The organism is Raineyella sp. (genome assembly GCF_034933565.1).
Classification (GTDB): Bacteria; Actinomycetota; Actinomycetes; order Propionibacteriales; family Propionibacteriaceae; genus Raineyella.
This window is the reverse complement of record NZ_JAYFNG010000006.1, coordinates 44,315-63,173: the sequence shown is the minus strand read 5'-3', so window position 1 is coordinate 63,173 and position 18,859 is coordinate 44,315. Positions and strand designations below refer to the sequence as shown.

Annotated in this window: 16 protein-coding genes and 1 pseudogene; 16 read left to right on the top strand and 1 reads right to left on the bottom strand. The window is 71.7% G+C overall.

Annotation, left to right across the window (positions count from 1 at the left end):
- Positions 1 to 146: 146 nt before the first annotated feature.
- The 9 genes and pseudogenes from VB059_RS01975 (at position 147) to aroB (ending at position 8,811) form a co-directional block, all read left to right on the top strand.
- Positions 147 to 530, top strand: a complete 384-nt coding sequence (locus VB059_RS01975; RefSeq protein WP_323420338.1) for a DUF948 domain-containing protein — start codon at positions 147 to 149, stop codon at positions 528 to 530.
- Complete coding sequence (locus tag VB059_RS01970; protein ID WP_323420337.1) at positions 530 to 745, top strand: hypothetical protein; 216 nt, start codon at positions 530 to 532, stop codon at positions 743 to 745. The genes VB059_RS01975 and VB059_RS01970 overlap by 1 nt, the downstream gene beginning before the upstream one ends.
- Positions 742 to 3,405, top strand: a complete 2,664-nt coding sequence (gene alaS, locus VB059_RS01965) for an alanine--tRNA ligase (protein ID WP_323420336.1) — start codon at positions 742 to 744, stop codon at positions 3,403 to 3,405. Before VB059_RS01970 ends, alaS begins: the two co-directional genes overlap by 4 nt.
- Positions 3,405 to 3,896 (top strand): Holliday junction resolvase RuvX, encoded by a 492-nt coding sequence (gene ruvX / locus VB059_RS01960; protein WP_323420389.1) that lies wholly within the window; start codon positions 3,405 to 3,407, stop codon positions 3,894 to 3,896. Before alaS ends, ruvX begins: the two co-directional genes overlap by 1 nt.
- Complete coding sequence (mltG, locus tag VB059_RS01955) at positions 3,893 to 5,116, top strand: endolytic transglycosylase MltG (protein WP_323420335.1); 1,224 nt, start codon at positions 3,893 to 3,895, stop codon at positions 5,114 to 5,116. The genes ruvX and mltG overlap by 4 nt, the downstream gene beginning before the upstream one ends.
- A complete protein-coding gene (locus tag VB059_RS01950; protein ID WP_323420388.1) occupies positions 5,116 to 5,946 on the top strand; it encodes a shikimate dehydrogenase in 831 nt (276 codons plus the stop codon). The genes mltG and VB059_RS01950 overlap by 1 nt, the downstream gene beginning before the upstream one ends.
- A gap of 13 nt (positions 5,947 to 5,959) precedes the next feature.
- Entirely contained in the window at positions 5,960 to 7,156 is a 1,197-nt protein-coding gene (gene aroC / locus VB059_RS01945) for a chorismate synthase (protein ID WP_323420334.1), read from the top strand.
- A pseudogene (locus VB059_RS01940) lies at positions 7,153 to 7,683 on the top strand (shikimate kinase); the annotation flags it as partial. The gene aroC and the pseudogene VB059_RS01940, both read left to right, overlap by 4 nt.
- The gene (gene aroB / locus VB059_RS01935) at positions 7,672 to 8,811 is read left to right on the top strand and encodes a 3-dehydroquinate synthase (RefSeq protein WP_323420387.1); all 1,140 of its coding nucleotides are present in this window, start codon (positions 7,672 to 7,674) and stop codon (positions 8,809 to 8,811) included. The pseudogene VB059_RS01940 and the gene aroB, both read left to right, overlap by 12 nt.
- A 165-nt stretch (positions 8,812 to 8,976) precedes the next feature.
- Here aroB and VB059_RS01930 read toward each other — a convergent pair whose 3' ends face one another.
- Positions 8,977 to 10,167, bottom strand: a complete 1,191-nt coding sequence (locus VB059_RS01930) for a pyridoxal phosphate-dependent aminotransferase (RefSeq protein WP_323420333.1) — start codon at positions 10,165 to 10,167, stop codon at positions 8,977 to 8,979.
- Positions 10,168 to 10,806: 639 nt separating this feature from the next.
- On the opposite strand from VB059_RS01930, the gene efp reads away from it, so the two are divergent.
- The 7 genes from efp (at position 10,807) to mihF (ending at position 18,853) form a co-directional block, all read left to right on the top strand.
- The gene (gene efp / locus VB059_RS01925) at positions 10,807 to 11,364 is read left to right on the top strand and encodes an elongation factor P (protein WP_323420332.1); all 558 of its coding nucleotides are present in this window, start codon (positions 10,807 to 10,809) and stop codon (positions 11,362 to 11,364) included.
- Positions 11,361 to 11,780: a transcription antitermination factor NusB gene (nusB, locus tag VB059_RS01920; protein ID WP_323420331.1), complete on the top strand. Its 420-nt coding sequence runs from the start codon at positions 11,361 to 11,363 to the stop codon at positions 11,778 to 11,780. The genes efp and nusB overlap by 4 nt, the downstream gene beginning before the upstream one ends.
- Positions 11,781 to 11,806: 26 nt before the next feature.
- Complete coding sequence (carA, locus tag VB059_RS01915) at positions 11,807 to 12,943, top strand: glutamine-hydrolyzing carbamoyl-phosphate synthase small subunit (RefSeq protein ID WP_323420330.1); 1,137 nt, start codon at positions 11,807 to 11,809, stop codon at positions 12,941 to 12,943.
- Between the two features lies 1 nt (position 12,944).
- Positions 12,945 to 16,403, top strand: coding sequence for a carbamoyl-phosphate synthase large subunit (gene carB / locus VB059_RS01910; protein ID WP_323420329.1), 3,459 nt, complete (start codon positions 12,945 to 12,947; stop codon positions 16,401 to 16,403).
- Between the two features lies 1 nt (position 16,404).
- Positions 16,405 to 17,529 carry a quinone-dependent dihydroorotate dehydrogenase gene (locus tag VB059_RS01905; protein ID WP_323420328.1) on the top strand — a complete coding sequence of 375 codons (1,125 nt, stop codon included), beginning with the start codon at positions 16,405 to 16,407 and terminating at the stop codon, positions 17,527 to 17,529.
- A gap of 77 nt (positions 17,530 to 17,606) precedes the next feature.
- Positions 17,607 to 18,494 carry an orotidine-5'-phosphate decarboxylase gene (pyrF, locus tag VB059_RS01900; protein WP_323420327.1) on the top strand — a complete coding sequence of 296 codons (888 nt, stop codon included), beginning with the start codon at positions 17,607 to 17,609 and terminating at the stop codon, positions 18,492 to 18,494.
- Between the two features lie 47 nt (positions 18,495 to 18,541).
- Positions 18,542 to 18,853 carry an integration host factor, actinobacterial type gene (gene mihF / locus VB059_RS01895; protein WP_323420326.1) on the top strand — a complete coding sequence of 104 codons (312 nt, stop codon included), beginning with the start codon at positions 18,542 to 18,544 and terminating at the stop codon, positions 18,851 to 18,853.
- The last annotated feature ends 6 nt before the right edge of the window (positions 18,854 to 18,859 follow it).

Below are 18,859 nucleotides of genomic sequence, written 5' to 3'. Positions count from 1 at the left end.
GACATATCCGCCCGTGGGGTGGCGGCTTCCGGGGCATTCGCCCCCGTGGCTGCGTGCGGGAAAGGTGGGAGCCGGGTTGTAGGGTCGACCCTGTTGAATTCGTACGGTTGTGGACTCGTCCCACGCTCTCGACCTGGAGGTACCTGATGACCGTCGGTGGCATCGCCGGCCTGCTCGCCGCCCTGGCGGCCCTGCTCCTGGTGGCCTTCCTCGCCCGCCCGCTGTTCAAGCTCGCCCGGGTGCTGGAGGAGGTCCGGCTCGTGGTGCGTGACTTCGGTCATTCGCTGGTGCCGATCATGACCGAGCTGCGCGGCACGGTGACCGCGGCCAACTCCGAGATCGAGAAGGTCGGCCTGATCACCTCGGACGCCTCGCAGGTCACCGCCAACGCCACCACGGTCGCCCGCAACGCCGCCGAACTGACCACCCTGTTCCGCGCCACCGTCGGTGGTCCGCTGGTCAAGGTCGCGGCGTTCAGCTACGGGCTGCGCTCCGCCGCGTCCCGGCGCGGCAAGGGCGGGGTGCGCTGATGCGCGCGGGTGCACGCGGCGCGCTGTGGTTCGTCATCGGCGCGGCCGCCGCCACGGTGGTCGTGCTGGTCGGTCGCCGCGTGGTGGCGGCGAACCAGGGGACCCCGGCGCTGGAGCGGGTGAACGGATTCATCGACGACGTACGGCGGGCATCCGCCGAGCGCGAGGCGGAGATCCGCGAGGCGCTGAACCTGCCTGAGGAGGGCGACGAATGAAGACAGCCGACATCCGGCGGACGTACCTCGACTTCTTCGAGAAGCGTGGTCACACCGTGGTGCCCTCGGCCCCGCTGGTGTACAACGACCCGACGCTGCTGTTCGTCAACGCCGGCATGGTGCCGTTCAAGCCCTACTTCATCGGCGACGAGGTCGCCCCCTTCGACCGTGCCGTCAGCTCCCAGAAGTGCGTCCGGACCCTCGACATCGAGGAGGTCGGCAGGACCACCCGGCACGGCACCTTCTTCCAGATGCTCGGCAACTTCTCGTTCGGCGACTACTTCAAGCAGGGTGCGATCGAGTACGCCTGGGAGCTGGTCACCGGCCCGCAGTCCGAGGGCGGCTTCGGCTTCGACGCCGACCGGATCTGGACCACCGTGCTCACCGACGACGACGAGGCCTTCGCGATGTGGCGCGCCGTCGGCATCCCGGCCGAGCACATCCAGCGTCGTGGCCTCAAGGACAACTACTGGCACATGGGTGTCCCCGGCCCGGGCGGCCCCTGCTCGGAGATCTACATCGACCGCGGCCCCGAGTACGGGCCCGACGGCGGCCCCGAGGCCGACGAGGACCGGTTCCTGGAGATCTGGAACCTGGTCTTCCAGACCCAGGACCTGTCCGTGGTGCGCTCGAAGACCGACTTCGACGTCACTGGCGACCTGCCCAGGAAGAACATCGACACCGGCGCCGGGCTGGAGCGGATCGCGTACCTGCTGCAGGGCAAGCAGAACATGTACGAGATCGACGAGGTCTGGCCGGTGATCGTCCGGGCCGCGGAGCTGGCCGGGAAGACGTACGGCGCCGACCACGGTGACGATGTCCGGCTGCGGGTCGTCGGGGACCACGTCCGCTCCGGCCTGATGCTGATGGCCGACGGGGTCTCGCCGGGCAACGAGGCGCGTGGCTACGTGTTGCGTCGCCTGCTGCGCCGGGCGATCCGGGCGATGCGCCTGCTCGGCGTGCAGGACCCGGTGCTGGCCGAGCTGCTGCCGATCAGCCGTGACCTGATGCAGGTCTCCTGGCCCGAGGTCGCCACCAACTGGGCGCGGATCAGCGACGTGGCGTACGCGGAGGAGGAGACCTTCCGGCGCACGCTCACCTCCGGCACGCAGATCTTCGACATGGCGGTGCAGCGGACCAAGGAGGCCGGCCAGGACACGCTGTCCGGCGCGGCGGCGTTCCAGCTGCACGACACGTACGGCTTCCCGATCGACCTGACCCTGGAAATGGCCGAGGAACAGGGCCTCACGGTGGACCGCAAGGCGTTCCAGGGGCTGATGCAGGAGCAGCGCGACCGTGCCAAGGCCGACGCCCGGGCCAAGAAGGGCGGGATGGTCAGCACCGACACCTACCGCGAGCTGCGGGCCGGCGGGGAGACCGCGTTCACCGGCTACACCGAGCTGGTCACCCCCTCCACCGTACGTGGCCTGCTGCGCGACGGGACGGCGATCGGGGAGGCGCAGGCCGGTGACACCGTCGAGCTCGTCCTCGCCGAGACGCCGTTCTACGCGGAGTCCGGCGGCCAGGACGCCGATCTCGGCATCATCACCGGCGACGGCCTGCACCTCGACGTGCTCGACGTCCAGCGTCCGGTCCCGGGCCTGGTCGTGCACACCGTCCGGGTCGGCGAGGGGGAGCTGCACGTCGGTCAGTCGGTCGACGCGCGGGTCGATCCCGCCCACCGGCTCGGGTCGCGCCAGGCGCACTCGGCGACCCACCTGGTGCACGCCGCGCTGCGCGAGCTGGTCGGGCCGAGTGCGGTCCAGGCGGGCTCCTACAACAAGCCCGGCTACCTGCGCTTCGACTTCAACTCCACCCAGGCGCTGTCGAAGGACCTGCAGCAGGCGATCGAGGGCCGCACCATGGAGGCGATCAACGACGACCTCGCGGTGACCACCCAGATGATGAACCTCTCCGACGCCAAGGCCGCCGGGGCGATGGCCATGTTCGGCGAGAAATACCCCGAGCGGGTGCGGGTCGTCGAGATGGGCAGCCCGTGGTCACTCGAGCTGTGCGGCGGCACCCATGTCTCCCACACCGCCCAGATCGGCCTGGTGGCGATGACCGGGGAGTCCTCCATCGGCTCGGGCATCCGTCGGGTCGAGTTCCTCGTCGGGCCCCAGGCCTTCGGCCACTTCGCCGCGGAGCGCCAGTTGGTGCTCGGCCTGGCGGAGGCGCTGAAGACCCAGCCCGATCAGCTCGCCGACCGGGTCGCCCGGATGGCCGAGCAGCTCAAGGCGGCGGAGAAGGAGATCGCCGCGTTCCGCGCGAAGGAGCTGCTGGCGGCCGCCGGCACGTTCGTCGACCGGGCCGTCCGGATCGGTGGCGCCATGCTGGTGGCGGAGTCCGTCGACGGGGTCGCCGCCGGTGATCTGCGCACGCTGGCCACCGACATCCGCGGCCGGCTGGGGGAGACCCCCGGCGTCGTGGCACTGGTGGGCGGCGTCGACAAGCCCGCCGCCGTGGTCGCCACCACGGCCGGTGCGCGCGACCTCGGTCTGTCGGCCGGTGACCTGATCCGGGTCGCGGTGACCGAGCTCGGCGGCAAGGGTGGTGGCAGGCCCGACCTCGCCCAGGGCGGTGGCACGGACCCGGCCGGCGCCCCGAGGGCGCTGGCGGCGGTCCGGGCGGCCGTCGAGAAGGTCGGCGCCGCTCGATGATGCTGCGTCCCGGCGTACGACTCGCCCTCGACTGGGGCGATGCCCGGATCGGCGTCGCGGCCTGTGACCCGGCTGCGACGCTGGCCTACCCGGTGCGGACCGTCCAGGTCAGGGGGAACGAGGACGCCGCGATCGGGGAGATCCTCCTGCTCGTCGAGGAGTACGGTCCGCTGCTCGAGGTGGTGATGGGGCTGCCGCGTACGCTCAAGGGCAAGGAGGGGCCCGCCGCGCAGAAGATGCGGCGACGGGCCGCCGTGTTCCGGCGCCGGCTCGACCCCGGCACCGGGCTGCGGCTGGTCGACGAGCGGATGACCACTGCTGCGGCCACCCGGGACCTGCATGCCGCCGGCCGCAACACCCGCGCCCAGCGGTCCGTCATCGACCAGGCCGCCGCGGTGGCCATCCTCGAGTACGCACTGTCCGTCGAGCGGTCCACTGGCGGACCCGCCGGGGAGGCCGTGCCGCCGCCCGACCAGGGAGACCCCCGATGAGCCACTTCTTCGACCAGCCGGACGGGCCCGACCGGGCCGATGGGCCCGACCGGCCCGAGCAGCCGGCCCCCCGGCGCGCCCGCCGGGCGCACGACACCCCCCCACCCCGCCGCGGCCGGCGGGCCAGGGCCGAGCGGGCGTCGCGCGGGAAACGCGGCTCGCGACGGGCCGGGATCATCCTCACCGTCGTGCTGGTCCTCGTCCTCGCCCTGTTCGCCGGCGGGGGATGGTACGCCGCCGGGAAGCTCGGCCTGCGGGCCCCTGACTACGCCGCCTCGACCACGCCGGGTGCCGCCGTCAGCGTCCGGATCCCCAGCGGCGCCAGCCTCAAGGACATCGGCGCGATCCTCGCCGACAAGGGCGTGGTGAAGTCGCAGGCGGCGTTCGTCCGGGCCGCGAAGGCCAACAGCAAGGCGAGCGGGATCCAGCCCGGCGACTACCGGCTGGCCACCCACCTGCCCGCGGACCGGGCCGTCACGGCCATGCTGGACCCGAAGAACCGGATCGTCAAACAGATCAGCCTGCGCGAGGGCCTCACCCTCGCACAGCAGCTGGACACGATCGCCGAGCAGAGCGGCATCCCGCGCCAGCAGTTCGCCGACCTGGCGAACGATCCCGCCGCGCTGGGGGCCCCGGCGTACGCCAAAACGCTGGAGGGCTACCTCTTCCCCGACACCTACCACCTCGGCGACACCCCCACCGCCAAGCAGATCCTCGTGACGATGGTGGACGAGTACAAGCAGGCCGCCGCCCAGGTGGGTCTGGAACAGGCCGCCGCCGCGATGAACCGCTCGCCCGCCGACCTGGTCACGGTGGCCTCCATCGTCGAGATGGAGGCCCGGACCGAGGACAACCGGCCGAAGGTCGCCGAGGTGATCTACAACCGGCTCCGCCAGGGCATGCCGTTGCAGCTGGACTCCACCGTCAAGTACGTCAACGGCCTGAACGGCAAGATCACCACCACCGACAAGGAACGGGCCCAGGACAGCCCGTACAACACCTATCTGCACACCGGCCTGCCACCGACGCCGATCGACGCGCCGGGCAAGGCCGCCCTGGACGCGGCGGCCCATCCCGCCAGTGGCCCGTGGCTCTTCTTCGTCACGGTCAACCCGGAGACGGGGGAGACCAAGTACGCCGCCACGCTGGCCGAGCACAACCGGTACGTCGCCGAGTTCCAGGCGTGGTGCTCGGCCAACAAGGAGAAGGGCCTGTGCTGATGGAGCCGCACCGCTGCGCCGTGCTGGGCTCCCCGATCGGGCACTCGCTGTCCCCGCAGCTCCACCGGGCGGCGTACGCGGCGCTCGGCCTGACCGACTGGACCTACGAGGCGCACGAGGTGGACGAGGCGGGCCTGGCCGGTTTCGTCGCCGGCCTCGGCCCGGAGTGGGTCGGCCTGAGCCTGACGATGCCGCTCAAGCATGCCGTCCTGGGCCTGGGCACCCCCAGCGCCCTCGCCCGGCTCGTCGGCGCCGGGAACACGCTGGTCCTCGACCACACCGGCGGCCCGCACCGGGTCGAGAACACCGACGTGACCGGGATGACCGCGGCACTGTCACGAGCCGGCGTCACCCACGCCGACACCGCCCTGCTGATCGGGGCCGGGGCGACCGCGCGCTCCGCGCTGGCCGCCCTGGCACCGCTGGGCGTCCGGGCGGTCGGGGTGATGGCCCGGTCGGCCGAGCGTGCCCACGCCAGCCTCGACCCGGTCGCCGCCCACCTCGACCAGCGGCTCGAGATCGTCGGCTGGGGCCGGCTGCCGATGGTCGCCCCCCAGGTGACCGTCGCGACCGCCCCGACCGAGCTGGCACCGGATCTGGCGGCCCGGATCGGCGCCGTCTCGCCGGTGTTGTTCGACATCATCTACGACCCGTGGCCGACGGCGCTGGCGGCGGCGGCCGAGCGGGTCGGTGCCGCAGTGCTCGACGGGATGGACCTGCTGGCCGCCCAGGCTGCTGACCAGGTCCGCCTGATGACCGGCCGTGAGGTGGACGTCGAGGTCCTGCTGTCTGCCGGTCGGGCGGCGTTGGCCGCCCGCCGGGAGGGATGAGAGAGTAGCCCCCATGGTGCGTTGGTTGACTGCCGGAGAGTCCCACGGACAGGCCCTGGTGGCCGTCCTCGAGGGGATGCCCTCCCACATCCGGGTGACGTCGCAGGACATCGCCGACTCGCTGGCCCGGCGCCGCCTCGGCTACGGCCGCGGCGCCCGGATGGCGTTCGAGGCGGACAAGGTCACCATGATCGGTGGCGTACGGCTCGGCGAGACGCTCGGGTCCCCGGTCGCCATCGAGATCGGCAACACCGAGTGGCCCAAGTGGGAGACCGTGATGTCGCCCGACCCGGTCGACCCCGAGGTGCTGGCCGGCCAGGCCCGCGGCGCCCGGCTGACCCGGCCACGGCCGGGCCACGCCGATCTCGCCGGCATGCAGAAGTACGACTGGGACGAGGCCCGACCGCTGCTGGAGCGCGCCTCCGCGCGGGAGACCGCTGCCCGGGTGGCGCTGGGCCGGGTGGCCACCAACTTCCTCGAGCAGGCGTACGGCATCACCGTGCTGTCCCACGTCGTCGAGCTCGGCCCGGTGACGGCGCCGACCGGCCTGTACCCGACGATCGCCGACCTGTCGCGGATCGACGCCGACCCGGTGCGCTGCGCCGACCCCGCGACCTCGACACGGATGGTCGCCGAGATCGACGCCTGCCACGAGGCGGGCGACACCCTCGGCGGTGTCGTCGAGGTGCTCGCCTGGGGTGTGCCCGCGGGCATCGGCTCGCACGTGCACTGGGACCGCCGGCTGGACGCCCGGCTGGCCGCGGCGCTGATGGGCATCCAGGCGATCAAGGGCGTCGAGGTCGGCGACGGCTTCGAGCTGGCCCGGGTCCGCGGTTCGCAGGCACACGACGAGATCACTCCCGGCACCGAGGGCATCCTCCGGTTGTCACAGCACGCCGGCGGCACCGAGGCCGGGATGAGCACCGGCGAGCTGCTGCGGGTCCGGGCGGCGATGAAGCCGATCGCCACCGTGCCGCGGGCCCTGCGGACCCTGGACACCTCCACCGGGGAGCCGGCGGTCGCCCACCATCAGCGGTCCGACGTCTGTGCCGTCCCCGCGGCCGGTGTCGTCGCCGAGGCGATGGTCGCCCTGGTCCTGGCCGACGCCTGCCTGGAGAAGTTCGGCGGTGACTCGGTCGCTGAGACCCGGCGCAACCACCAGGCCTACCTGGCCGACGTCGCCGCGCGAGGGCTGGCGATCCACGCATGAGCGAGACCTCCGAGGCCCGGGCCGGGCTGGCCCGTCCGCTCGTCCTGATCGGTGCGCCCGGTGCCGGCAAGTCCACCGTCGGGCGGCTGCTCGCCGACCGGCTCGGCTGTGAGTTCCTCGACGTCGACGATGTCATCGAGCAGCGGGCCGGCCGTACGGTCCGCGACATCTTCGCCTACGACGGGGAGGCCGCCTTCCGCGCGCTGGAGAGCACCGTCACCCTTGAGCTGCTCGACCGTCCCGCGGTTATCAGCCTCGGCGGCGGCGCGCCGATGACCCCCGCCATCCGCGACGGCCTGGCCGGCCACACGGTGGTGTGGCTGGAGGTCGCGGCCGGGCACGCCGCCGACCGGGTCGGGCTCAACGTCGCCCGGCCGCTGCTGCTCGGCAACGTCCGTGGCCAGATGCGTGCGCTGCTGGAGAAGCGGCTGCCGACCTACGCGGCGCTGGCCACCCACCGGGTCGGGACCGACACCAGGACCCCCGAGCAGGTCGCCGACGCCGTCCTCGACGCGGTGGCCGACCTGGTGCTTCCTACCGCCCACACCGGCGCCGCCACTCGTACCGGCATCGCCACCCGTACCTGCCTCGAGGTGCACGCCGAGACCCCGTACACCGTGCAGGTGGGGCCGGGCGTGCTGGACCGGGTCGCGTCGCTGGTCGGCGACACCCGCCGGGTCGCCGTGCTGCACCCGCCGGTGCTGCGCGACGTCGCCGGTCGGATCGCCGGCGAGATCGCTGCCGAGACGCTGCTGATCGAGCTGCCGGACGGTGAGGAGGCCAAGACCGTCACCGTGCTGGCCGACTGCTGGGACCGGCTCGCTGCCGCCGGCTTCACCCGTTCCGACCTGGTGATCGGGCTCGGCGGTGGCGCGACCACCGACCTGGCCGGGTTTGTCGCTGCCTCCTGGCTGCGCGGGGTCCGCTTCCTCAACCTGCCGACCACGGTGCTGGCGATGGTCGACGCCGCCGTGGGCGGCAAGACCGGCATCAACATCGGTGCCGGCAAGAACCTGGTCGGCGCCTTCCACGAGCCGATCGGTGTGCTGTGCGACACCGACGTGCTGCGCACGCTGGAGCCGCGCGAGCTGCGCTCGGGGATGGCCGAAGTGGTCAAGTGCGGTTTCATCGCCGACCCGCAGATCCTCGATCTGGTCGAGGGCGATGTGGCCGGCGGCCTGGCCCCGGCGAGCGACCTGCAGACCGAGGTGATCCGCCGCGGCATCGCGGTGAAGGCCCGGGTCGTCACCGGCGACCTGCGTGAGCGGACCAGCACCGCCGACCGGATCGGCCGCGAACAGCTCAACTACGGCCACACCCTGGCCCACGCCATCGAACAGCGCGAGCACTTCCACTGGCGCCACGGCGAGGCGATCAGCGTCGGGATGGTCTTCGTCGCCGAGGTGGCCCGTCGACTGGGCCTGATCGACGAGGCGCTGGTCGCGCGGCACCGTACGCTCCTCGGAGCGGTCGGCCTGCCGGTCCGGTACGAGGCGGAGGCCTGGCCGGAGCTGCGGGCCACGATGGCGTTGGACAAGAAGAACCGTGGTGACACGCTGCGGCTCGTGGTGCTGCGGGGGCTGGGTGACCCGACGATCGCCGAGGGCGTCGACGAGGATCTGCTGGCCGAGGCGTACGCCGCGACCTGTCGCTGACCGGGGACGCTCGCCGCCCGGCCGGTCCGCGCTCGGCTGACGTTGAGCGACGTGTCCGACTACAAGATCCGGACCCTGCCCGCCCCCGACGTCCTCACCGACGAGGTGGGGCGTGGTTCCGGGCCTGCGCCCCCGGCTTCCGCACCGACACCCCCGTGCACGGCGTCACCGGGTTCTGAGCCCCGCGAGCCGCTCGGCCGCCTCGGCCAGGATCTCGGGGCGTTTGCAGAACGCGAACCGCACCAGGGACCGTGCCCCGGTCGGGTCGGCGTAGAAGACCGAGCTCGGCACCGCGACGACCCCGCACAGGTCGGGCAGCCGCCAGCAGAAGTCGACCGCGTCGTCGTAGCCCAACGGGGCGACGTCGGCGGTGACGAAGTAGGTGCCCTCGGTGGGGTGGACCGTCATCCCGGCCGCCACCAGGCCGGGCAGCAGGACGTCGTGCTGGGCCTCCATCCCTCGGCTCAGCCCGGCGAACCGCTCGTCGGGCAGGGCCAGCCCCTCGGCCACCGCCCACTGGAACGGTGCGCCGTTCACGTACGTGAGGAACTGCTTGGCCGTCGTCACCGCGGCCACCAGCTCGGGGGTCGAGCACACCCAGCCGATCTTCCAGCCCGTGATGGAGAAGGTCTTGCCGGCCGAGGAGATCTGGAGGGTCCGCTCCGCCATCCCGGGCAACGTCGTCAGCGGGACGTACGGCCGGCCGCCGAAGAGCAGGTGCTCGTACACCTCGTCGGTGATCACCACCAGGTCGTGCTCCACTGCGACCCGGGCGACCGCGTCGAGCTCGTCGGGGCCGAGGACGTGACCGGTCGGATTGTGCGGCGTGTTGATCAGCAGCAGCCGGGTCCGGTCCGTGATCGCCGCCCGCAGGTCGGCCTCGGCCAGCCGGTAGCCGGGTTCGGTCGCCGACGGGTGCCGCAGCCGGACCGGCCGGGGCACCGCCCGGGCCAGTGCGATCGCCGCGGTGTAGGAGTCGTACGTCGGCTCGAGCACCACCACCTCGTCGCCGGTGTCGCACAACGCCAGGATCGCGGCGGTCAACGCCTCGGTCGCCCCGGCGGTGACCAGCACCTGGGTCGCCGGGTCGTACGACAGGCCGTACCAGCGGCGCTGATGCTCGGCGATCGCCTCCCGCAGCGGCGCGATGCCGCGCCCCGGTGGGTACTGGTTGTGACCGGCCCGGATCGCCCGCGCCGCCGCCTCAAGCACCTCGACGGGCCCGTCGGTGTCCGGGAAGCCCTGTCCGAGGTTGATCGCTCCCGTCCGCGCGGCCAGCGCGCTCATCGACGCGAAGATCGTCGTCCCGAACGGGCGCAGCCGCGGCACCAGGGGTGAGTCTGCGGATCGGGTCACGGCGACCACGGTAGCGCCGGAGGGCGGTCAGGATGGTTGTGGCTGCGTCGGAGGGCGGGTCAGGATGGTTGTGGCTGCGTCGGAGGGCGGTCAGGATGGTCGTGGCTGCGCCAGAGGGTGGATCAGGATGGTCACGGTAACCGCGGACGTGGTGCTGACCGGGAGAACGCCGAGGCCGCGGCGGCCGATGGTTCTCGCATCAGCTGACGTACCTCGCGCAGGCCGACCGAGCTTCGTCGGTCAGCTGAAGGAGCGTCGGTCAACTGAAGGAGCGGCGGCCCACCCGAGGACCTACGACCTCCCACCTGGCCGTGGAGACGACGGCAACCCGGTGACGTCGCCCGACGGAGGTGACGGCAACCGGAAGGGGCGCGGCGACCCGCAGAAGCGACGGTCCCCGGCGGCCCGGTGACCGCCAAGACCTACGTGAGCATCGACGGCGCGGCGACCCGCCGAAGCGACGGCGACCCACAGAAGCGACGGCACGGCACCCCGCAGGACGTGGGCGAGGCGACGAGGCGTGACAGGGCTGAGGCGCCCGTTCCGGACCGATTGGGCGAAGGAGGAGCGTATGACTAGACTGGGCCGACGGCCCGCCCGGCCGGGTGGTCCGCGAGCGGTGGCGAAAGGCGGAGAAGCGTGGCTTCCACGAATGACATCAAGAACGGCATGATCCTCGACCTGGACGGTCAGCTGTGGCAGGTGCTGTGGTTCCAGCACCACAAGCCGGGCAAGGGCAACACCGTCGTCCGTACGAAGATCAAGAACGTGATGTCCGGCAAGATCGTCGACAAGACGTTCAACTCCGACACCAAGGTCGACACCGCCACCGTCGACCGCCGGGACATGCAGTACCTCTACAACGACGGTGAGAACTACGTCTTCATGGACGTGACCAGCTTCGAGCAGCTCGAGCTGCGCCCCGAGGTCGTCGGCGACGCCAAGGACTTCCTGCTCGAGGAGAACACCGCCACCGTCGCGATCCACGAGGGCACCCCGCTCTACATCGAACTGCCCGCGTCGGTCGAGATGGAGATCACCTACACCGAGCCCGGCCTGCAGGGCGATCGCTCCACCGGCGGCACCAAGCCGGCCACTCTTCAGACCGGACGTCAGATCCAGGTCCCGCTCTTCCTCAACGTCGGGGACCGCGTCAAGGTCGACACCCGCACCGGCGATTACCTCGGCCGTCTGTGACCGGGACCGCCCCCCGCCACCCCTCGTCCACCCGGCACAAGGCCCGCAAGCGCGCGCTCGACATCATGTTCGAGGCGGAGCTGCGCGGCAGGTCCGTGCTGGCCACGCTCACCGAGCGTACGGACGCCGCGGAACCGCCGGTGCGTGAGTACACCGGCGAGATCGTCCGCGCCTTCGACGAGCACGCCGCCGACGTCGACGCCCGCATCAGTGCGGCGCTCGACAAGGACTGGTCGCTCGACCGCATGCCGCTGGTCGACCGCACCGCCTGCCGGATCGCGGTGACCGAGATGGTCTACCTCGATCTGCCGATCGGCGTCGCGGTCACCGAAGCCATCGCCCTGGTCGAGGAGTACTCGACCGACGAATCCCCGACATTCGTCAGTGGCGTCCTGAACAACGTCGTCCTCGACTGACCGATCCCGAAAGGACCCGTCCTCCCATGCCTGTCGTCCGTCACCGCGCACTACTCGTCTTGGAGGACGGCCGTTCCTTCGTCGGCACGTCCTTCGGGGCCGAGGGGGAGACCTTCGGTGAGGCGGTGTTCTCCACCGGCATGACCGGTTACCAGGAGACCCTCACCGACCCCTCCTACCGCAACCAGATCGTCGTGGCCACCGCCCCGCACATCGGCAACACCGGCTGGAACGACGAGGACGACGAGTCCGACCGGATCTGGGTCGCCGGCTACGTCGTCCGTGACCCCGCCCGGGTGCCCTCCAACTGGCGTTCCCGGCGCACCCTGGAGGAGGCGATGGCCGCCCAGGGGATCGTCGGGATCGCCGGTGTCGACACCCGCGCGCTGACCCGCCACCTGCGCGAGCGTGGCGCGATGCGGATGGCGATCTCCACCGTCGGGACGGACCCGCAGGCCCTGCTGGAGCGGGTGCTGGCCCAGCCCTCGATGGCCGGGCAGAACCTCGTCGGCGAGGTCACGACGGCCGCCCCGTACGTGGTGCCGGCGATCGGGACGAGCCGGACCGGCCGGCAGCTGACCCTGGCCGCGGTCGACCTCGGCATCAAGTCGATGACCCCGCACCGGCTGGCCGAGCGGGGCGTGCAGACCACGGTCTTCCCCGCCGATGTGACGTACGAGCAGCTGATGGCGATCCGGCCCGACGGGGTCTTCTTCTCGAACGGCCCGGGGGACCCGGCCACGGCCGACGCCCAGGTGGCCCTGCTGCAGCAGGTGCTCGCGGCCGGCACACCGTTCTTCGGGATCTGCTTCGGCAACCAGCTCTTCGGCCGGGCGCTGGGCTTCGGCACCTACAAGCTGAAGTACGGCCACCGCGGCATCAACCAGCCGGTGATGGACCTGGCCACCCGCAAGGTCGAGGTCACCGCGCACAACCACGGGTTCGCCGTCGACGCCCCCCGCGAGGGTGGCACCGCCACCCCGTACGGGGAGGCGCGGGTGAGCCACGTCAACCTCAACGACGACGTCGTGGAGGGACTCGCGCTGCACGACGCGTACGGCCGGATGAAGGCCTTCTCCGTGCAGTACCACCCGGAGGCGGCCGCCGGGCCGCACGACTCCAGCTACCTGTTCGACCGCTTCGTCGACCTGATGGAGGCCTGAGATGGGACGCCGCACCGACATCGAATCGATCCTCGTCATCGGCTCCGGCCCGATCGTCATCGGCCAGGCCTGTGAGTTCGACTACTCCGGCACCCAGGCGTGCCGGGTGCTGCGCGAGGAGGGCTACCGGGTGATCCTGGTGAACTCCAACCCGGCGACGATCATGACCGACCCGGAGTTCGCCGACGCGACCTACCTGGAGCCGATCACCCCCGAGTTCGTCGAGAAGGTCATCGCCAAGGAGCGCCCCGACGCCCTGCTGCCGACCCTGGGCGGCCAGACCGCGCTCAACACCGCCGTCGCGCTGCACGACAACGGCGTGCTGGAGAAGTACGGCGTCGAACTGATCGGCGCCTCGATCGAGGCGATCCTGCGCGGCGAGGACCGCGAGCAGTTCAAGGAGATCGTCGAGGCCCTCGAGGTGCCCGGCCCGAAGGCCGAGGTCGCCCGCTCCCGGATCTGCCACACCATGGACGAGTGCGTGGCCGCCGCCGCGGAACTGTCCTACCCGGTGGTCGTCCGCCCCTCCTTCACGATGGGCGGCCTCGGCTCCGGTTTCGCGTACGACGAGAACGACCTGCACCGGATCGCCGGCGCCGGCCTGGACGCCAGCCCCACCACCGAGGTGCTGATCGAGGAGTCGATCATGGGCTGGAAGGAGTACGAGCTCGAGGTGATGCGTGACCACGCCGACAACGTGGTGGTGGTCTGCTCGATCGAGAACTTCGACCCGGTCGGGGTGCACACCGGCGACTCGATCACCGTCGCCCCGGCGATGACGCTGACCGACCGTGAGTACCAGCAGATGCGCGACGTCGGCATCGCGATCATTCGCGCGGTCGGGGTCGACACCGGCGGCTGCAACATCCAGTTCGCGATCAACCCGGTCGACGGCCGGATGGTCGTGATCGAGATGAACCCCCGGGTCTCGCGCTCGTCGGCGCTGGCCTCCAAGGCCACCGGCTTCCCGATCGCCAAGATCGCTGCCAAGGTCGCCGTCGGCTACACCCTCGACGAGATCCCCAACGACATCACCGCCGAGACCCCGGCCTCCTTCGAGCCCACCTTGGACTACGTCGTGGTCAAGGTCCCGCGGTTCGCGTTCGAGAAGTTCCCCTCCGCCGACGACACCCTCACCACCCACATGAAGGCGGTCGGTGAGGTGATGGCGATCGGGCGCAACTTCACCGAGGCGCTGGGCAAGGCACTGCGCTCGATGGAGGACGACAAGGCCCAGCTCGACGTCGCCGGCCCGATCACCGCGACCGTCGAGGAGCTGCTGGCCGGCGCCGCCCGCCCGCACGACGGCCGGATCAACGACGTCTACCGGGCGCTGCGTGCGGGGGCCACACCGGAGCAGGTGTTCGAGGCGACGAAGATCGACCCCTGGTTCATCGACCAGCTGCTGCTGGTCACCGAGGTGGTCGACGAGGTCCGCGAGGCCGCCGAGCTCACCCCCGAGATCCTGCTGTACGCCAAGCACCACGGCCTGTCCGACGCCCAGATCGGCGCCATCCGCGGCCTGCGCACCGACGTCGTCGCCGGCGTCCGGTGGGCGCTGGGCATCCGGCCGGCGTACAAGACCGTCGACACCTGCGCGGCGGAGTTCGCGGCGCGTACGCCCTACCTGTACTCCAGCTACGAGCTGACCGACACCGATTCCGAGGTCACCCCGCGGGAGAAGCCGGCGGTGATCATCCTCGGTTCGGGGCCCAACCGGATCGGCCAGGGCATCGAGTTCGACTACTCGTGCGTGCACGCCTCGATGACCCTGCACGAGGCCGGCTACGAGACGATCATGGTCAACTGCAACCCGGAGACCGTCTCCACCGACTACGACACCTCCGACCGGCTCTACTTCGAGCCGCTCACCCTGGAGGACGTGCTGGAGATCCACCACGCCGAGTCGGCCGCCGGCCCGATCGCCGGGATGATCGTCCAGCTCGGCGGGCAGACCCCGCTGAAGATGGCCCAGGCGCTCAAGGACGCCGGGGTCAGGATCGTCGGCACCAGCCCTGAGTCGATCGACCTCGCCGAGGAGCGCGGGGCGTTCGGCGCGGTGCTGGAGGAGGCCGGGCAGCTGGCGCCGAAGTACGGCACCGCCTATTCGTTCGAGGAGGCCTCCAAGGTCGCCGGTGAGATCGGCTATCCGGTGATGGTCCGTCCCTCGTACGTGCTGGGCGGGCGCGGCATGCAGATCGTCGACAGTGAGGACGGTCTGGCCGAGTACATCGGCCGGGCCCACGCCATCTCGCCGAAGCACCCGGTGCTGATCGACCGGTTCCTCGACGACGCCACCGAGATCGACGTGGACGCCCTCTACGACGGCACCGAGCTCTACCTCGGCGGCGTGATGGAACACATCGAGGCCGCCGGCGTGCACTCCGGCGACTCGGCCTGCTCGCTGCCGCCGGCCACCCTCGGCCAGGAGATCATCGACGCGATCCGGGTCGCCACCGAGGCGATCGCCGAGGGCGTCGGCGTCCGCGGCCTGATCAACATCCAGTACGCCCTGCAGGGCACCACCCTGTACGTGCTCGAGGCGAACCCGCGGGCCTCCCGGACCGTGCCGTTCGTCTCCAAGGCGACCGGCACCCAGCTGGCCAAGGCGGCCGCCCGGATCATGCTCGGGGAGACGATCGCCGAGCTGCGGGCCGGCGGGATGCTGCGCGCCGAGACCGACGGGGCCGCGATCTGGCCGGGTCTGCCGATCGCGCTCAAGGAGGCGGTGCTGCCGTTCAACCGCTTCCGCACCACCGAGGGCACCTTCGTCGACACTGTCCTCGGCCCGGAGATGAAGTCCACCGGCGAGGTGATGGGCCTCGACGACGACTTCGGCACCTCCTTCGCCAAGGGCCAGATCGCCACGTACGGCACCCTGCCCACCGGCGGGACGATCTTCGTGTCGGCCGCCAACCGGGACAAGCGCAACATGGTCTTCCCGATCAAGCACCTGGCCGACATGGGCTTCCGGATCATGGCGACCGGCGGCACCGCCTCGGTGCTGCGTCGCCACGGGGTCGACGTGGTCGAGGTGCGCAAGGCCAGCGAGGGGACCGGCCCGAACGGCGAGCCGACCGTCACCGATCTGATCAACAGCGGTGAGGTCGACCTGATCTTCAACACCCCGCACGGCTCGACCCAGGCCGGCGGCCAGCCCCGCAAGGACGGCTGGGAGATCCGCACCGCCGCGGTGCTGCACAACGTTCCCTCGGTCACCACCTCGCAGGGCCTGTCGGCCGCGGTGCTGGGCATCGAGGCGCTGCGCAACGGCGGCATCGGTGTCCGCTCGCTGCAGGACTGGGAACGGACCACCTCCGACATCGTCGCGGCCCATCTCGGCACCGCTCCTACCGGCGCCGCTCCTACCGGCACCGCTCCGACCGGCGCTGCTCGTACCGACACGGTCCACACCGGCGCCGCTCCCCGCCACGCTGCTCCCACCCACGCCGGGGCCTGAGGTGGCCGTACACATCCCCGGAGCCCTGGTCGACGCCGCCTACGCCGGCGTCGGCCGGCCGACCCTGTTCCGGCTGGGTGGGGGAGACCCGGAGGTCGCCCACGAGACGACGCTGGACTGGCTCGCCTGGTGGGGGCGGACACCCGCCCGCCGGGCCCTGCTGGAGCTGGCCTTCGGCAGCCGGGGCACCCCGGTGGAGGTGGCCGGGATCCGCTTCGGCGGCCCGGTCGGCCTCGCCGCGGGGATGGACAAGGACGCCCGGGCACTGATGGCCTGGGCCCGGCTGGGCTTCTCCCACGTCGAGTTCGGCACGGTCACCGGGCAGCCCCAGCCCGGTAATCCCAAGCCGCGGATGTTCCGGCTGCGCCCCAGCCACGGGGTGATCAACCGGATGGGCTTCAACAACGCGGGCTCGGAGGCCATCGCCGCCCGGCTGGAGCTGGCCGGGGTGCGGCGCGGCAACCATGCCGCCGGGATGCCGGTCGGGGTCTCCATCGGCAAGACCAAGGTCGTCGCGCTGGCGGACGCGGTCGAGGACTACCTGTCCTCCCTGCGCCGGCTGGTCCACCTCGTCGACTACCTGGCGATCAACGTGTCGAGCCCCAACACGCCGGGCCTGCGGTCCCTGCAGGGCGCCGACGAGCTGTCCGGCCTGGTCCGCGCGCTGGTCGACGAGGCCGCCGTCCAGGCGGAGGAGTCGTCCCAGTCGACGCTGGGCCCGGTGCCGGTCTTCGTGAAGATCGCCCCCGACCTCGAGTGGTCCGCGATCGACCAGGCCCTGGAGGTCTGCGCCGCGGCCGGGGCGGCCGGGATCATCGCCACCAACACCACGCTGGGTCGTGACGGGCTGGCGCCCGAGGACAGGCCGCTGGCCGGGCAGGCCGGCGGCCTGTCCGGCGCGCCGCTGACCGCCCGCGCCCTCGAGGTCGTCTCGTACGTCACGGCGCACACCGACCTGCCGGTGATCGGTGTCGGCGGCATCATGACCGCCGACGACGCCCGGGCGATGCTCCAGGCCGGGGCGTCGCTGGTCCAGATCTTCACCGGCTTCATCTACAGCGGGCCCGGACTGGTCCGCGACATCAACCGACTCACCACCGACCGGCTCGCCGTCCCACGAGGCTGACCCACCGACCGTCTCCCGGCGGGCACCCCGTCGGGCCGACCAGATCCGGCGGCCCGGGCCGCCACGCAGGAGACACCATGCCCGAGATCAGCTACGCCGCCCGACTCGCCACCGTGACCGCCACCCGCGGCCGGCTCTGCGTCGGCATCGACCCGCACCCGGCCATCCTCGAGAGCTGGGGCCTGCCCCGGACGGTGGCCGGGCTCGAGGCCTGCGCCCGCGGCATGGTCGAGGCGCTGGGCGGCACCGTCGCGGTCTTCAAACCGCAGTCGGCCCTGTTCGAGGAGTACGGCGCGGCCGGCATCGCCGTGCTGGAGCAGGTCCTGGCCGACGTCCGGGCGGCCGGCGCGTTGTCGATCCTCGACGTGAAGCGCGGCGACATCGGCTCCACGATGGCCGGGTACGCCCGGGCCTACCTGGTGGAGGGGGCACCGCTGGCGGCCGACGCGATCACTCTGAGCCCCTACCTCGGCTACGGCTCGCTGCGCCCGGCCCTCGACCTGGCCATCGAGCACGGTCGCGGCGTGTACGTCCTGGCCCGGACCTCCAACCCCGAGGGCGACCACGTCCAGCTCGCCACCGGCCCCGATGGCCGACCGGTCGCCCAGCAGATCGTCGACGAGGCCGCCGGGACCAACCGGCAGGTCCTCGACAGCACTGCCGGCGGGAGCAGTGTCACCGGGAGCAGTGTCGCCGGGACCAACGGCCCGGGGGCGATGGGCCCGGTGGGGCTGGTCGTCGGCGCCACCCGGCTGGACACCGGCATCGACCTGGATGCCTTCAACGGCTCGATCCTGGCTCCCGGGATCGGTGCCCAGGGCGGGAAGGTGGCCGATCTCCCCCGGATTTTCGGCGCTTCACTAGGGAATGTGCTGCCGACCACGAGTCGTGGTGTGATGGGCGCGGGGCCGGACGCCGATGCACTGCGTCGGGCCGCGCGCGAGCAGGTCATCTCGATGGTCTAACGTGCATGCCGTAGCAGCGGGAGACGTCATTCGAAAGGGGCACACCGGTGCCGATCCCACCCTTGAGCGAGGAGCAGCTGCAGGACGCCCGGGCGGCGGCCGCCCAGGCACGCCGGGAACGGGCTGCGGTCAAGGCCAAGGTCAAGGCTGGTGAACTCACCGTCGGCGATGTGCTGGATCTGGCCGCCCGGGACGATATCATCGCCCACATCCGCGTCGTCGACCTGCTGAAGTCGGTCCCGCGGGTCGGTCCCAAGCGCGCCGAGGTGTTGATGGAACGGTTCGACATCGCCTCCGGAAGGAGGCTGCGCGGCCTGGGCCGCCACCAGATCGCCGCGCTGAAGAAGGAGTTCTCGTGACCGTAG

What these genes read in the sequence shown, in the direction of transcription:
- VB059_RS01975 (WP_323420338.1), top strand. Translation starts at nt 147, where the DNA reads ATGACCGTCGGTGGCATCGCCGGCCTGCTCGCCGCCCTGGCGGCCCTG.
- VB059_RS01970 (WP_323420337.1), top strand. Translation starts at nt 530, where the DNA reads ATGCGCGCGGGTGCACGCGGCGCGCTGTGGTTCGTCATCGGCGCGGCC.
- alaS (WP_323420336.1), top strand. Translation starts at nt 742, where the DNA reads ATGAAGACAGCCGACATCCGGCGGACGTACCTCGACTTCTTCGAGAAG.
- ruvX (WP_323420389.1), top strand. Translation starts at nt 3,405, where the DNA reads ATGCTGCGTCCCGGCGTACGACTCGCCCTCGACTGGGGCGATGCCCGG.
- mltG (WP_323420335.1), top strand. Translation starts at nt 3,893, where the DNA reads ATGAGCCACTTCTTCGACCAGCCGGACGGGCCCGACCGGGCCGATGGG.
- VB059_RS01950 (WP_323420388.1), top strand. Translation starts at nt 5,116, where the DNA reads ATGGAGCCGCACCGCTGCGCCGTGCTGGGCTCCCCGATCGGGCACTCG.
- aroC (WP_323420334.1), top strand. Translation starts at nt 5,960, where the DNA reads ATGGTGCGTTGGTTGACTGCCGGAGAGTCCCACGGACAGGCCCTGGTG.
- carA (WP_323420330.1), top strand. Translation starts at nt 11,807, where the DNA reads ATGCCTGTCGTCCGTCACCGCGCACTACTCGTCTTGGAGGACGGCCGT.
- carB (WP_323420329.1), top strand. Translation starts at nt 12,945, where the DNA reads ATGGGACGCCGCACCGACATCGAATCGATCCTCGTCATCGGCTCCGGC.
- pyrF (WP_323420327.1), top strand. Translation starts at nt 17,607, where the DNA reads ATGCCCGAGATCAGCTACGCCGCCCGACTCGCCACCGTGACCGCCACC.